Annotated in this window: 12 protein-coding genes; 7 read left to right on the top strand and 5 right to left on the bottom strand. The window is 71.7% G+C overall.

Annotation, left to right across the window (positions count from 1 at the left end):
• Nucleotides 1-62 precede the first annotated feature (62 nt).
• Entirely contained in the window at nt 63-662 is a 600-nt protein-coding gene (locus OCS65_RS18445) for a TetR/AcrR family transcriptional regulator (protein WP_006939010.1), read from the top strand.
• On the opposite strand, the gene OCS65_RS18440 is transcribed toward OCS65_RS18445, so the two are convergent.
• From OCS65_RS18440 to OCS65_RS18430, 3 genes are read right to left on the bottom strand one after another with little or no spacing between them, the layout of a single operon-like run.
• On the bottom strand, nt 646-1,590 hold the full coding sequence (locus OCS65_RS18440) for an SGNH/GDSL hydrolase family protein (protein WP_263507412.1): 945 nt from the start codon (nt 1,588-1,590) through the stop codon (nt 646-648). The genes OCS65_RS18445 and OCS65_RS18440 overlap by 17 nt on opposite strands.
• A 4-nt stretch (nt 1,591-1,594) precedes the next feature.
• On the bottom strand, nt 1,595-2,434 hold the full coding sequence (locus OCS65_RS18435; protein WP_263507411.1) for an alpha/beta fold hydrolase: 840 nt from the start codon (nt 2,432-2,434) through the stop codon (nt 1,595-1,597).
• 23 nt (nt 2,435-2,457) lie between these two features.
• Entirely contained in the window at nt 2,458-3,159 is a 702-nt protein-coding gene (locus OCS65_RS18430) for a TetR family transcriptional regulator (RefSeq protein ID WP_029543027.1), read from the bottom strand.
• Nucleotides 3,160-3,254: 95 nt separating this feature from the next.
• Here OCS65_RS18430 and OCS65_RS18425 point away from each other — a divergent pair, with 95 nt between their 5' ends.
• The 3 genes from OCS65_RS18425 to OCS65_RS18415 are packed head-to-tail and all read left to right on the top strand — an operon-like array spanning nt 3,255 to nt 5,840.
• Entirely contained in the window at nt 3,255-4,367 is a 1,113-nt protein-coding gene (locus OCS65_RS18425) for a ferredoxin reductase (RefSeq protein WP_043798991.1), read from the top strand.
• Between the two features lie 26 nt (nt 4,368-4,393).
• Complete coding sequence (locus OCS65_RS18420; RefSeq protein WP_029543030.1) at nt 4,394-5,599, top strand: fatty acid desaturase family protein; 1,206 nt, start codon at nt 4,394-4,396, stop codon at nt 5,597-5,599.
• 13 nt (nt 5,600-5,612) lie between these two features.
• Complete coding sequence (locus OCS65_RS18415) at nt 5,613-5,840, top strand: hypothetical protein (RefSeq protein WP_006939021.1); 228 nt, start codon at nt 5,613-5,615, stop codon at nt 5,838-5,840.
• A 93-nt stretch (nt 5,841-5,933) separates the two neighbouring features.
• Here the strand turns inward: OCS65_RS18415 and gdhA are convergent, their stop codons facing one another.
• Nucleotides 5,934-7,277: an NADP-specific glutamate dehydrogenase gene (gdhA, locus tag OCS65_RS18410; RefSeq protein WP_010596352.1), complete on the bottom strand. Its 1,344-nt coding sequence runs from the start codon at nt 7,275-7,277 to the stop codon at nt 5,934-5,936.
• Between the two features lie 138 nt (nt 7,278-7,415).
• Nucleotides 7,416-8,099, bottom strand: coding sequence for a GntR family transcriptional regulator (locus OCS65_RS18405; protein ID WP_010596353.1), 684 nt, complete (start codon nt 8,097-8,099; stop codon nt 7,416-7,418).
• A 152-nt stretch (nt 8,100-8,251) separates the two neighbouring features.
• On the opposite strand from OCS65_RS18405, the gene OCS65_RS18400 reads away from it, so the two are divergent.
• The 3 genes from OCS65_RS18400 (at nt 8,252) to OCS65_RS18390 (ending at nt 13,761) form a co-directional block, all read left to right on the top strand.
• Complete coding sequence (locus tag OCS65_RS18400) at nt 8,252-9,910, top strand: L-lactate permease (RefSeq protein ID WP_010596354.1); 1,659 nt, start codon at nt 8,252-8,254, stop codon at nt 9,908-9,910.
• Complete coding sequence (locus OCS65_RS18395) at nt 9,907-11,298, top strand: FAD-binding oxidoreductase (protein WP_263507410.1); 1,392 nt, start codon at nt 9,907-9,909, stop codon at nt 11,296-11,298. The genes OCS65_RS18400 and OCS65_RS18395 overlap by 4 nt, the downstream gene beginning before the upstream one ends.
• A gap of 120 nt (nt 11,299-11,418) precedes the next feature.
• On the top strand, nt 11,419-13,761 hold the full coding sequence (locus OCS65_RS18390; protein WP_263507409.1) for a heavy metal translocating P-type ATPase: 2,343 nt from the start codon (nt 11,419-11,421) through the stop codon (nt 13,759-13,761).
• The last annotated feature ends 17 nt before the right edge of the window (nt 13,762-13,778 follow it).

Genomic DNA, 13,778 nt, shown 5'->3' with positions numbered 1-13,778 from the left:
CACGGTCCGGACCTAAGTATGACAACATACATAGAAACCGACGGCAAGAGCGGAGCACGGACATGGCGAGGCGAAGCGACCCGACCACCGGCCCTCGCGCCGCGATGATCCGCAGCGCGATCCGGCTCATCCGCGAGCGGGGCGTCGCGGCGACCTCGTTCGCCGACGTGCTCGCCCACAGCGGCGCGCCGCGCGGGTCGGTCTACCACCATTTCCCGGGCGGAAAGGCGCAGCTCGTCGAGGAGGCCACCCGCAGCGCCGCGGACCACCTGGGTGACGGGATGGCACGGGTGCTGGACTCCTCGGACACCCCCGGCGCACTGCAGGCTCTCGCCGACCTGTGGCGTCGCGGTCTCGAGGCCGGCGACTACGCGGTCGGCTGCCCGATCGTCGCGGCGGCCCTGGGCACCGAGCGCGGCGCCCGCGACGTCGCCGGGGAGGCGTTCGAGCACTGGTGTGGCCTGCTCACCGGCACGCTCGTCGCGGACGGGGTGGGCCCGGAACGCGCCCGGTCGTTGGCGGTGCTCATCGTCGGCGCGCTCGAGGGTGCGCTGGTGCTCGCCCAGGCGCAGCGCAGCTCGGCGCCGCTCGACGCGGTGGTCGACGAGCTCTCGGCCCTGTGCCGATCGGCGATCGACCCCGCGGCTAGTCCGCGATCGTGACCAGGACCTGTTCGGCGGCGTTGCGGTGGCCGTCGGCGTTGGGGTGCAGCGGGGCGGCCGGCTGGGACGGGAACAGGCCTTCGGTCCAGCGCTGCGCGGAGGGCTGGCACGCGTCGTGCCCGACGGTGGACTCGCGCAGGTCGACGTAGTCGACGCCCGCGGCGTCGGCCTGCTGTTCCATCGCCGTGTTGAGCCGGTCGATCTTCGCCTGCAGGTACGTCGCGTCGTCCGGCAGGATCGGCTGATCGGGATAGCATCCGCCGTCCCGGATCCCGGTCGGGTAGCCGACGAGCAGGATGCGCGCGTCCGGGGCGCGGTTGCGGATCTCCCGCACGATCACGCCGTAGGTGGGGGCGAAGTCGTCGATCGCGCGGTCCACGAGGTCGAGGCCGTCGCGGACGTTCGCGGTCGCGCACAGGGGTCCGGCCGGTGCCGCGGCCCTGCCGGACGAGCGGTCGAGCGCGAGACACGATCCGGCCAGGGCGACCAGGCCGATGTCGTTGCCGCCGATCCCGACGGTGACCAGCTCGGTCTCGGGGGTGAGCGCATCGTATTGCGCAGGGACGGTGGCGCCCGACGAAACCACTTGGGGCCCTGTCAGGTTCGCTGTCGTCGCGGAACTGCACGACGCGTCGCGGAAGTTGTCGATGCCCAGCGTCTCGGCCACCGCATGGGGGTAGTTGCTCCCCGAGCGCGCGCACGCCGAGTCGATCTGGGGCGGGATCATCGGGCCCGCCGTGAACGAGTCACCCAGGGCCACATAGGAGCTGTAGGCGGGGCTGGGCTCGGGCTCGGAATCGGCGGGCGACCCGGGATCGGTGCAGGCCGCGCCGGCGAGCACGGTGAGGGAGGCGGCCGCGACCGCGCCGAGCCGGCGACGCATACGGCGGTGGCAGGCTGCGGTGGTCACGGCCCCTCCTGTGGTCATGCTCTTACGGCCGGTCGCCGATGCGGGCGAGGATCGCCTTCGCCAGCGCGTCCGGTGCCTCCTCCGGCACCCAGTGGCTGACGTCGTCGAGGACGACGAATTCGTAAGGCGCGTCGACGAACTCGCCGCAGCGCTCCGCGCCCACCCGGCCGAGGGCCGAATCCTCGGTGCTCCACACGTAGGTGGTGGGCACCCGCACCGGTGCCAGTTCGGAGAGCTCCCGGGTCATCGCGCGGTACCAGTTGAGCGCGGCGGTCAGGGCGCCGGGCTCGGACAGCACGCGCACGTATTCGTCGATCGACTCGGGGCTCACCCGGTCGCCGTACATCGCGCGCAGGCGACGGGCGTCGTCCTCGAGCAGGACGTGCTCGGCCTTTCCCTCCTGCCGGAGCAGCTTGATGTAGGCGGCGCGGGCCTGCTGATCGGCGTCCTCGCGCAGGGCCCAGCCGTAGGCCGCGAGGTGCGGCACGGACACCGCGGTCAGGGTGCTGATGCGGTCGGGGTGCCGCGCCGCGACCTGCCAGGCCACGGCGGCGCCCCAGTCGTGCCCCACCAGGTGGGCCTGCCCGAGGCCCGTCGCGTCGAGCAGCCCGATCACGTCACCGACCAGCAGGTCGATGGTGTATGCCGACACGTCGTCCGGGCGGGCACCGGGGGAGTACCCCCGTTGGTCCGGCATCAGCACTCGCAGACCCGCCTCCGCGAGCTGCGGCGCCACGGCCTCCCAGCTGCGGGCGGTCTCCGGGAAGCCGTGCAGCAGCACGACGGGCGTGCCGTCGGCGGGACCGGTGACGTGAACGTCGAAGGTGAGGTCTCCGAGGGTGACGTGAGTGGTCTCGAACATGGCGCCCACCGTACGGGTTGCCGTTAGCGGTGGGAAGGTTTCCACGCGCCCATGCCGAGAACGATGAGACGCATCTGCTTTTCGGCGCGCGCGAGGACCTCGGCCTCCGCCGGCCCGCCGGGCCGGTCCACGTCGAGCAGTTCGAGCACCACCTCGAGCATGGCGGTCACCAGCAGGTCGGCCGCCATCTCCAGGTCGTCGACGTCCCAGTCCGCCATGCCGGGCATGCGGGAGAGGTCGACGGAAAGCTCGCCCGTGATCAGCCGCAACTCGACGGTGACGGTGCGCGCGACGGCCGGCTGGCCGCCGTAGCGCTCCCGGGCCAGGAATCGGAACGCCTGTTCGTGGGCGCGGACCTGCCGCACCAGGGCCTCGAGCGACGCCCGCGCCGAGGACGGGCCGCGCGTGCGCCGGGCCTCGCGCAGCAGCGTGCGGAGCATGCGCATGGTGTCGGCGGCGAGGGCGACGCCGAGTTCCTCCATCGAGCCGAAGTGGCGGTAGAACGCCGTGGGCACGATCCCGGCTCGGCGGGCCACCTCGCGCAGGCTCACCGTCGCGAAGCTGCGATCGGCGGAGAGTTCGAGCGCCGCGTCGAGCAGGGCCTGGCGGGTGCGCTCCTTGCGCGCAGCTCGCGTCGCGGGTTCGGGAACGGGGGCTGCGGACACGGCTCCGAGTCTAGGCAGTGCGACGCGGCGGCGGTCGGGGACCGTGGTGACGGCCGCCACAACAACGTTGACAGCCCACCGGGCGACCCTGGCACACTGAACTCAGTGCACATTTGTGCACTGATTTTGGATTCTCGCTCGAGAGGAGCGACGCCATGACCCTGCTTCACCGCGCCCGACGCGGGCCGGGGCCGTCGATCGGACGCAAAGCCCTGATCAAGGCGCTGCATGTACTCTCCGCGCCGCACCACCCGGATCGGTACCTCGAACTGGCCGATCCGCTCCTGGCCGTGCAGCACACGCGCGCCCGGATCACGAACGTTGACCGAAATGTCCCGGGTGCGGTGACGCTCGAGCTGCGCCCGGGCCGGCCCCTGGAGTTCCGGGCCGGTCAGCACCTGCAACTCGGCGTGGTGGTGGACGGTGTGCGGCACAGCCGCAGCTACTCGCCGGTGAGTTCCCAGCATCGAGCCGACGGGCGCATCCAGCTCACGGTCGGGGTGCGACCGGACGGCGTCGTCTCGCGGCACCTGCACGAGCACGCCACCGCGGGCGACGTGGTCGACCTCGCGGCGGCCACCGGCGAGTTCTGTCTCCCGGCGGAGCGGCCGGAGCGGCTGGTGCTCGTCAGCGGCGGCAGCGGCATCACTCCGGTGCTGTCGATGCTGCGCACCCTCGCCGACGAGGGCCACTCCGGAACCGTCGCGTTCCTGCACTACGCGCCCACCGCTGCGCACGTGCCGCACCGCGACGCGATCGAGTCCCTGGCCGGCGCCCACGCCGGCGTCGACGTGGCCTTCGCCTACACCCGGGCGGACGACGGTGCGTTGCGTGGCCGCTTCGACCGGAGTCATCTCGAGCGGGTCGCCCCGTGGTTCGCCGGCGCACCCGCCTACGTCTGCGGCCCGGCCGGGCTCGTCGACAGCGTGCGGGAGGTCTACGGCGACGCCGGCGCCGCGCACCTGCTGCGCACCGAGCAGTTCACCCCGCCCGTCGTCGTCCGCGACGACGACGCGAGCGGCACCGTCACCTTCGCCGCGTCCGGGGTCCGCGCCGAGAACAGCGGCGTCACCGCCCTCGAACAGGCCGAGGCGGCCGGGCTCACCCCACAGCACGGCTGCCGCATGGGAATCTGCCACTCCTGCACGGTGACCCGGCTGTCCGGTGGCACCCGCGACGTGCGCACCGGCGAGATCGACGACGAGCCCGGCGCCGAGGTGCAGATCTGCGTGAACGTCCCCGTCGGCGACGCGGCCTTCGACCTCTGACCCACTCGAAACAATTGGAGGACACCATGTTCGGTTTGTCCATCCCCCTGTCCCTTCCGCTGCCGGCGTTCCTGTCCGGCCGTCGCGATCCCGACCCGTCGCCGGTCGTGCTGCGCCGCGAGCAGGTCGAGGAGATCGGCCGCGAACTCGACGCCCTGCGCGAGCGCACCGTCGCCTCGCTCGGCGCGGCCGACCGCGAGTACATCTACCGCATCGTCGGGGCGCAGCGGCGCTTCGAGATCGCCGGTCGTGCCCTGTTGTTCGTGGGCTTCCTGCCGCCGGCATGGGTGGCGGGCGTGGCCGCGCTGAGCGTGTCGAAGATCCTCGACAACATGGAGATCGGCCACAATGTGATGCACGGCCAGTACGACTGGATGCGCGAGCCGGAACTGAACTCCCGCACCTTCGAGTGGGACACCGTATGTCCCGCCGACCAGTGGCGGCACTCGCACAACTACCTGCACCACACCTACACCAACATCCTCGGGATGGATCGCGACGTCGGCTACGGCATCCTGCGGATGGATCCGGCGCAGCGCTGGCACCCCTACTACCTCGGCAATCCCGTCTACGCGACGGGGCTGATGCTGCTGTTCGAGTGGGGTGTGATGCTGCACGACGCCGAGGTCGAGAACGTCGTCGCCGGCAAACGCAGCTGGCGCGACGTGATCCCGCTCGCCCGGGGGTGGTGGCGTAAGGCGCGCGGGCAGGTGGTCAAGGACTACGTCGCGTTCCCGCTGCTGTCCGGGCCGATGTTCGTGCCGACGCTGCTCGGCAACGCGGCCGCCAACCTGGTCCGCAACGTGTGGGCGTTCTCCATCATCTTCTGTGGGCACTTCCCGTCCGGGGTGCAGTCCTTCACCGAGGAGGAGACCGCGCACGAGACCCGCGGCGAGTGGTACGTGCGTCAGCTGCTCGGCAGCGCGAACATCACCGGCACGCCGCTGTTCCACATCATGTCGGGCAATCTCTCGCACCAGATCGAGCACCACCTGTTCCCGGATCTTCCGGCGCACCGGTACCCGCAGCTGGCGCCGGAGGTGCGGGAACTGTGCGAACGCTACGGGCTGCCCTACAACACCGGGGGCCTGCTCGCCCAGGTCGGCTCGGTGTGGCGCAAGATCGTGAAGCTGGCCCTGCCGCCGAGCTGGGTCTCCGAGGAGCCCACGACGTCGGTGCTCATCGAGCGCGGCGTGCCGGTCGCGGGTACCCTCGCCCACGACAGCGCCTGAAGGGGGCACCGCCATGGTGGGTAGGTTCGAACGCAACAAGGACACGCTCCAGGAACTGACCGAGTCCGCGGCGACGCACGTCGGCAACATCGCCGGCATCATCACCGGCGCGGTCCGCGAGGTCACCCGGGAGGTCGGGGACTGGATCAGCGACGGCATCGAGATGCGGGAGGCCGCCCGCAAGGCGAGCGCCGACGACGAGCGCGTCGCAGAGCCGCCGTCCGAGCCGTCCGGCGGGTAGGCGAAGAACGCCGGGTAGCTGAAGAACACACAGACAGCGCGGGGCGGGCACCGGGATCCGGTGCCCGCCCCGCGCCGTCGGCGTGTGTTCGGATCAGATGACGCCGAGCGCGAACATCGCGTCGGCGACCTTCACGAAGCCGGCGATGTTGGCGCCGTGGATGTAGTCACCGGGCTTGCCGTACTCGGCTGCGGTCTCCACGCAGTTCTGGTGGATGTCGCGCATGATGCCGGCGAGGCGCTCGTCGGTGTAGTCGAAGTGCCACGAGTCGCGCGAGGCGTTCTGCTGCATCTCGAGCGCGGAGGTCGCCACACCGCCGGCGTTCGCCGCCTTGCCCGGGGCGAACGCGACGCCCGCCTCGCGGAACACCGCGATGCCACCGGGGGTGGTGGGCATGTTCGCGCCCTCGGCGACGACCCGCACGCCGTTGTTCACCAGGGTCTTCGCGGCGGTCTCGTCCAGTTCGTTCTGGGTGGCGCAGGGGATGGCGACGTCGCACGGCACGTCCCAGATCGAACCACCCGGGAAGTACTGCGCGTCGGGACGCTCGTCGAGGTACTCGGAGATGCGGCCGCGCCGGACCTCCTTGATCTCCTTGAGCAGCTCGAGGTCGATGCCGTTCTGATCGACGATGTAGCCGGAGGAGTCGGAGCAGGCGATGGCGATGCCGCCGAGCTGGTGCACCTTCTCGATCGCGTAGATCGCCACGTTGCCCGAACCGGACACGACGACCTTGCGGCCCTCGAGGGAGGAGTTCACGGACTTGGCCATCTCCGCCACGAAGTAGGCGACGCCGTACCCGGTGGCCTCCCGGCGTACCTGCGAGCCGCCCCAGGTCAGGCCCTTGCCGGTGAGCACGCCGGACTCGTAGGAGTTGGTCAGGCGCTTGTACTGGCCGAACAGGTACCCGATCTCGCGTCCGCCGACGCCGATGTCGCCGGCCGGGACGTCGGTGTACTCGCCGATATGGCGGTGCAGCTCGGTCATGAAGGACTGGCAGAAGCGCATGATCTCCTGCTCCGAGCGACCCTTGGGGTCGAAGTCCGAGCCGCCCTTGCCGCCGCCGATGGGCAGGCCGGTGAGGGCGTTCTTGAAGATCTGCTCGAAGCCGAGGAACTTCACGATGCCGAGGTTGACGCTCGGGTGGAAGCGCAGGCCGCCCTTGTACGGGCCGAGCACGCTGTTGTACTGAACCCGGAAGCCGCGGTTGACGTGCACGTTGCCCTGGTCGTCGATCCACGGCACCCGGAAGATGATCTGCCGCTCGGGCTCGGTCAGCCGTTCGATGAGGCCGGCTTCGAAGTAGCGGGGGTGACGCTCGAGGACGACATGCAGGGACTCGAACACCTCGGCGGCTGCCTGATGGAACTCGGGTTCACCGGCGTTGCGCGCCTTCACCTGTTCGTAGATCTCTGCAATGCGGTCCCGGGTCGACACGCTCACCACCTGACTGTGAGGAAACTGTTACATGGCGTTAACACGTTGAATCATAGGCGCAGGCACCGGGCATCCGATAAAAGGGGGCAGTATGCCCGGGCTCCGGGCGTCGAGGGTGTCGGCCGAACCGGGGGACGGCTACGCGGGCTCGGGAAGGGTGGCTTCCGGGCCCGGGCTGCCGCCGAGCGCGGCGACGAGGCGTTCGCGTGCGCGTCCGAGGTGCCGGGTGATCACCTCGACCGCCGCATCGCCGTCGCCGGCCAGGACGGCGTCGAGGATCTGCTGGTGTTCGGCCGCGATGCTCGTGGTGGTGAGCAGCTGCTTGCCCTGCACCTGCACCATGCACAGCCGCACCTCGGACACGAGCGAGCCGAACATGCGGCTGGTGCGCGGGCTGCCCAGCGCGTCCACCAGGGCGGTGTGGAAGCGCATGTCGGGTTCGACGACGGTGAGCGGGTCGGCCTCGGTCATGGCCGAGATCTCGGCGTTGGCGGCCGACGCCGCCGGAGGCACCGCCCGGGTCTCGGCGAGCGCGCGCAGCACTACCGATTCCAGGTGCGCGCGGGTGCGGTAGATGTCGCGCACGTCGTCGGGGCCCAACTGGGGCACGCGGGCGGTCTTGTGGGCGCTGCGCTGCAGTAGGCCCTCGCCGACGAGCTTCTCGATGGCGGCCTTGGCGGTCGGCCTGGCGACTTCGTAGGCGCGGGACACCTCGGCTTCGGTGAGGGCGTCCTCGTGCGTCAGCTCTCCGGCGAACACGCGCCGCCGCAGTTCCAGGGCGAGGGCGTCGACGATCGACAGGGCCTCGACGCGTCCGACCAATGCCCCGCTCCTTCCCGGCTCTCCGCGCACCCGCACGGACCTGCGCGAACACCAGCATTCTTGCACGACGCCGCACATGCATTCTTGACAGGAATGTGTACTTGTCTGACAATTCTCGGAACGGTGACAGGCATCACAACGAGAGGCGCGCTATGTACCAACAGACACTCGACCCGATCGGCGGCTCACTCGCCTGGTCGGCCGTGGTCGCGGCGATCCCGCTGGCCGCGATGTTCGTCATGCTCGGCGTCTTCAGATGGAAGGCGCACCGCGCGGCCCTCGTCGGTCTGGCGCTCGCCGTGCTCGCGGCGGTCGCCGGGTGGGGCATGCCGCTCGGCCAGGCCGCCGCCGCGACCGCCGAGGGAGCCTTCTACGGCCTGTTCCCGATCTTGTGGATCCTCGTCAACGCCCTCTTCGTCTACAAGCTCACGGTTGTCACCGGCTGGTTCGAGGAGCTCGGCCGGGTCATCCGGTCCATCTCGGACGACCAGCGCATCCTGGCCATTCTCATCGCCTTCTGCTTCGGCGCGCTGCTCGAGTCGCTCGCCGGATTCGGCGCGCCCGTCGCGATCTCCGCGGCGATGCTCATGGCCGCGGGCATGGCACCGCTCAAAGCCGCGTGCACGTCCCTGCTGGCGAACACCGCGCCTGTGGCCTTCGGCGCGATGGGTGCCCCGATCCTCGCGCTCGCCGGGGTCACCGGGCTGCCGCTCGACGACCTGTCCGCGATGGCCGGCCGGCAGACGCCGTTCGTCGCGGCCGTCGTGCCGATGGTGATGGTGTTCCTCGTCGACGGCCGCCGCGGAGTTCGGCAGACCTGGCCCGTCGCGGTCGTCGCGGGCCTGACCTTCGGCCTCGCCCAGTTCGTCACCGCGAACTACCTCACCGTCGAGCTCACCGACGTCGTCGCCGCGATCGTCACGGTCGGCGCGGTGCTGGGCATGCTGAAGGTGTGGCAGCCGGAGGAGCGCCTGGTCGCCACGACCGACACCGCCCTCACCGCACCGGTCGGCGCCGGCACCGCGGTCGGCATCGCCGCCCCGCCGTCGCGTTTCGACGGATACAGCCGGACGCGGCGCACGCTGCTGGCCCTCGCCCCGTACCTGACGATCATCGCGATCTTCACCGTGGCGCAGATCCCGTTCGTCAAGACGTGGCTCACCGAGATCGGCACCGTGTCGTTCCGCTGGCCCGGACTCGACATCGTCGACGTCGACGGCAAGCCGCTGAGCGCGCAGACGTTCAAGCTCGACCACCTCAAGGCCACCGGCACCCTGTTGCTGCTCGCCGGGGCCGTCACGGCCGGGATGTACGGGATCGGCGTACGCCGCGCCGTCCGCGCCTACGCCGACACCCTCGTGCAGCTGCGCTGGACCATCGTCACCGTCACCTCGGTGCTCGCGTTGGCCTTCGTGATGAACCTGTCCGGTCAGACCGCCGGCCTGGGCATGGCGCTCGCGTCCGCGGGCGGGGTGTTCGCCCTCGTCTCGCCGCTGATCGGCTGGATCGGCGTGGCCATCACCGGATCCGACACGTCGTCGAACTCGCTGTTCGGCGTCATGCAGATGACCGCCGCGCAGCAGGCCGGGCTCGACCCGGTGCTCATGGCGGCGGCCAATTCGTCCGCGGGTGTGCTCGGCAAGATGCTCTCGCCGCAGAACCTGTCGGTCGCGGTGGCCGCGGTCGGCCTGGCCGGGGCGGAGGGTGTCATCCTGCGCCGTCTGATCGGCTGGAGCCTCGGGTTGCTCGTGTTCCTCACCGTCGTCATCTACCTGCAGTCCACCCCCGTTCTCGATTGGATGGTTCCGTGAACACCAGCGTCGTGACTCCCGTCCCCGACACCGAGCCGGTCGTCGCCGCGCTCGTCGACGCCCTCGGCGACGCCGTCGTCACCGATCCGGACCGGATGCTCGCCTATCGGCGCGACCAGTCGCTGCTCACGCCGGCCGGGATGCCGCTCGCCCTGGTCCGGGCGCGGGACACCGACGACGTCGTCGCCACCCTGACGATCGCGCACCGGCACGGCATCCCCGTCGTCACCCGCGGCGCCGGCACCGGTCTCGCGGGTGCGGCCAACGCCCTCGACGGCGGCATCGTGCTCAGCGTCGAGAAGATGAACGCCATCGTCGAAATCGACACCGAATCACGCACCGCCACAGTGCAACCCGGGGTGATCAACGGCGATCTCGCCGCCGCGGCCGCCGAGCGGGGGCTGTGGTACGTGCCGGACCCCGGCAGCCGCGCCGTCTCCACCATCGGCGGCAACCTCGCCACCAACGCCGGCGGCACCTGCTGCGCGAAGTACGGGGTCACGGCCGACCATGTCGCCCGCATCAAGGCGGCGCTCGCCGACGGGCGGATCATCCACACCGGCGCCGTCACCCGGAAGAACGTGGCGGGACTGAACCTCACGCAACTGCTCGTCGGGTCCGAGGGCACCCTCGCCGTCATCGTCGAGGCCACCGTGCGGCTGCGCGCCGCCGCCACCGCGGCCGCCACGGTGGTCGCGAGCTTCCCGGAAACCGCACAGGCCGTCGCCGCGGTGCTGGCGATCCGCGAGCAGGCCGAGCCGTGCCTCGTCGAACTGATGGACCGCACCACCATCGCCGCCGTCAACGACATGACGCACATGGGACTCGACGACACGGCCGGTGCGCTGCTGCTCGTCCAGTGCGACGGGCGCGACGCCGCCGCCGAAGCGCAGGTGTGTGCGCGGGCCTGTACCGCGGCGGGCGCCACCGAGGTGTACGACACCGCCGACCCGGTGGAGGGGGAGGAGTTCATGGCCGCGCGGCGGGTAGCGCTCACCGCGCTCGAGCGGTGTGGCAGCACCCTGCTCGACGACCTGGCCGTTCCCGTGCCGCGGCTGCCCGAGATGCTCGCGGCGATCGAGGCGATCGCCGCGCGGCACGAGCTGCTCATCGGCACGTTCGGGCACGCGGCGGACGGAAACCTGCATCCCACCATCGTGTTCGACGCCGCCGACGAGGTCGTCGCGGGGCGCGCCCGGCAGGCGTTCGACGAGATGGTCGCCGAATGCCTGGCGCTCGGCGGTTCGATCAGCGGAGAGCACGGCATCGGGGTGCTCAAACAGCCGTACCTCGAAACCCAGGTCGGCACGGTCGAGCGTGCGCTCATGCAGCGCATCAAGGCGGCGTTCGACCCGAGCGGGATTCTCAACCCGGGGCGCGGGATCTGACCGGCCGGCGACCCCCGGGGACGGACCCGTCGACGGACCTCCGTCCCTACCCGGCCGACGGCTGGTGGTGGCACGGTGGGAGGTGACATCGGCACCGGTGCGGAACGGGGGAGTGCGGCAGTGGCGACACAACCGGAATCCACGCGGCGGGAGCGGCTGCGCCACGCCTTCGAACCCGCGCTGCTCGCCGTCACCCTCACCGCCCTGACGGCCGGGGGCATCGCCTGGCTTCTCGGTGCCCACGCCGTCGCCGACGCCTGCTGGATCGCCGGCACCGTCGTCGCGATCGTGCCCGCGACCTGGTGGGTGATCGACGCGCTGCGCCGCGGCCGCGTCGGGGTGGATCTGATCGCGGTGCTCTCCCTGGTCGGCACCCTGCTGGTCGGCGAGTACGTCGCCGGGGCGCTGATCGGCGTGATGCTCGCGTCGGGGCAGGCCCTCGACGCCGCCGCGGAACGCCGCGCCACCAAGGACCTGCGGGCCCTGCTCGAGCACGCCCCGCACACCGCGCGCCGCCGCGTCGGCGACGAGGTGCAGGTGGTGCCGCTCGGCGACGTCGTACCCGGGGACACCCTGGTCGTCGGGCCGGGCGAGGTGGTGCCGGTCGACGGCTGGATCACCTCCGAACTCGCGGTGCTCGACGAGTCCGTCCTCACCGGCGAGCCGATGCACGTGCAGCGCCGCACCGGGGAGGCCGTGCGCAGCGGCGTCGTCGCTGCCGGCGGCGCCTTCGAGATCCACGCCCGTGCCACCGCCGAGGACAGCACCTACGCCGGCATCGTGCGCCTGGCCCGCGAGGCCGCCGCCGAGAGCGCCCCGGTGGTGCGGATCGCGGACCGGGTCGCCGCGTGGTTCCTGCCGCTGTCGCTGACGGTGGCGGGGCTCGCGTGGCTGTTCAGCGGGTCGGCGACCCGTGCCGTCGCCGTGCTGGTGGTGGCCACCCCGTGCCCCCTGCTGCTCGCCGCGCCCGTCGCGATCGTCTCCGGTCTCTCCCGCGCCTCGCGCCTGGGGGTGGTGATCCGCAGCGGCGGCGCACTCGAGAACCTCGGGCACGCGACGACGCTGGTGATGGACAAGACGGGCACGCTCACCAGCGGCCGGCCCGCCGGCGCCGACATCGTCACCGCACCCGGGGGCGACGGCGCCGAGCTGCTGCGCCTGGCGGCGTCCGCCGACCAGCTCTCCCCGCACGTGCTCGCCGAGGCCATCGTGCAGGAGGCGAAGATGCGCGGGCTGACCCTGTCGCTGCCCACCGACGTCGCCGAGCAGGCCGGCACCGGCGTGGCCGCGACCGTCGACGGCCGGCGCGTCACCGTCGGCAGCCTGCCGCTGCCCGCCGACGCGCCCGGCTGGGCCCGGGCGGTGCTCAGCCGTGCCGCGCTCGACGGCGCCGTCGTCGCCTGGGTCACCGTCGACGGTGACCTGGCCGGCGCCCTGCTGCTCGTGGACCCGCTGCGCCGCGACGCCGCCCGCACGCTGCGGCGGCTGCGCTCGGCCGGGCTGGACCGGCTGGTCATGCTCACCGGCGACCGTCGCGAACCGGCCGAGGAGATCGGCTCCGTCCTCGGCCTCGACGGGGTCTATGCCGAGCAGACCCCGGCGGACAAGGTGAACGGTGTGCGTGCCGAGCGGGAGTCGGCGGTGACGGTGATGGTCGGCGACGGCGTCAACGACGCCCCCGCCCTCGCCGCCGCGACCGTCGGCGTCGCGATGGGCGCCCGCGGATCCACGGCGAGCTCGGAGGCGGCGGACATCGTGCTCACCACCGACCGCCTCGACCGGCTCGCCGATGCCATGGAGATCGCGCGTCGCTCCCGGCGTATCGCCGTGCAGAGCGCCACGGTCGGCATGGGCCTGTCGCTGGTCGCCATGGGCTTCGCCGCGTTCGGCTACCTGCCTCCCGCGGTGGGTGCGCTGCTGCAGGAGGGCATCGACGTCGCGGTGATCCTCAACGCCCTGCGCGCCCTGCGCGGCGACCGGGACCGGGAGCTGGCCCTGCCCGACGACACCGAGGCGATGCTGCACCGGTTCTCGGCCGAACACGACGTCCTGCGCGACGAGCTGTCGATCCTGCGCGACACCGCCCAGCTGCTCGCGTCCGGCGATCGGCCCGCCGCCCACGCGGCGCTGCGCCGCGTGGACGCGTTCCTGTTCGACACGCTGCTGCCGCACGAGCAGGCCGAGGACAGCGAGCTGTACCCGGCGCTCGCGGTGCCGCTCGGCAGCGGGGAGGCGACCGCGACGATGAGCCGGATGCATGCCGAGATCGACCGGCTCAGCCGCCGCCTGCGCACGCACCTGGCGCAGGCCGACGCCGCCGGCGGGCTGCGACCGGACCAGTGCGACGACCTGCTCGCCTGCCTGTACGGGCTGTACGCGCTGCTGCGGCTGCACTTCGTGCAGGAGGAGGAGAACTACTTCACCCTCGCGCCCGAGGCCGAACGGGCGGACGGCTCGGCATGACCGGTCCGGGCGGACGG

It is taken from the genome of Rhodococcus aetherivorans (assembly GCF_025722975.1).
In the GTDB taxonomy this organism is placed as follows: Bacteria; Actinomycetota; Actinomycetes; order Mycobacteriales; family Mycobacteriaceae; genus Rhodococcus; species Rhodococcus aetherivorans.
Note: the sequence above shows the minus strand (reverse complement) of the source record. Positions and strands in the feature narration are given on the sequence as shown.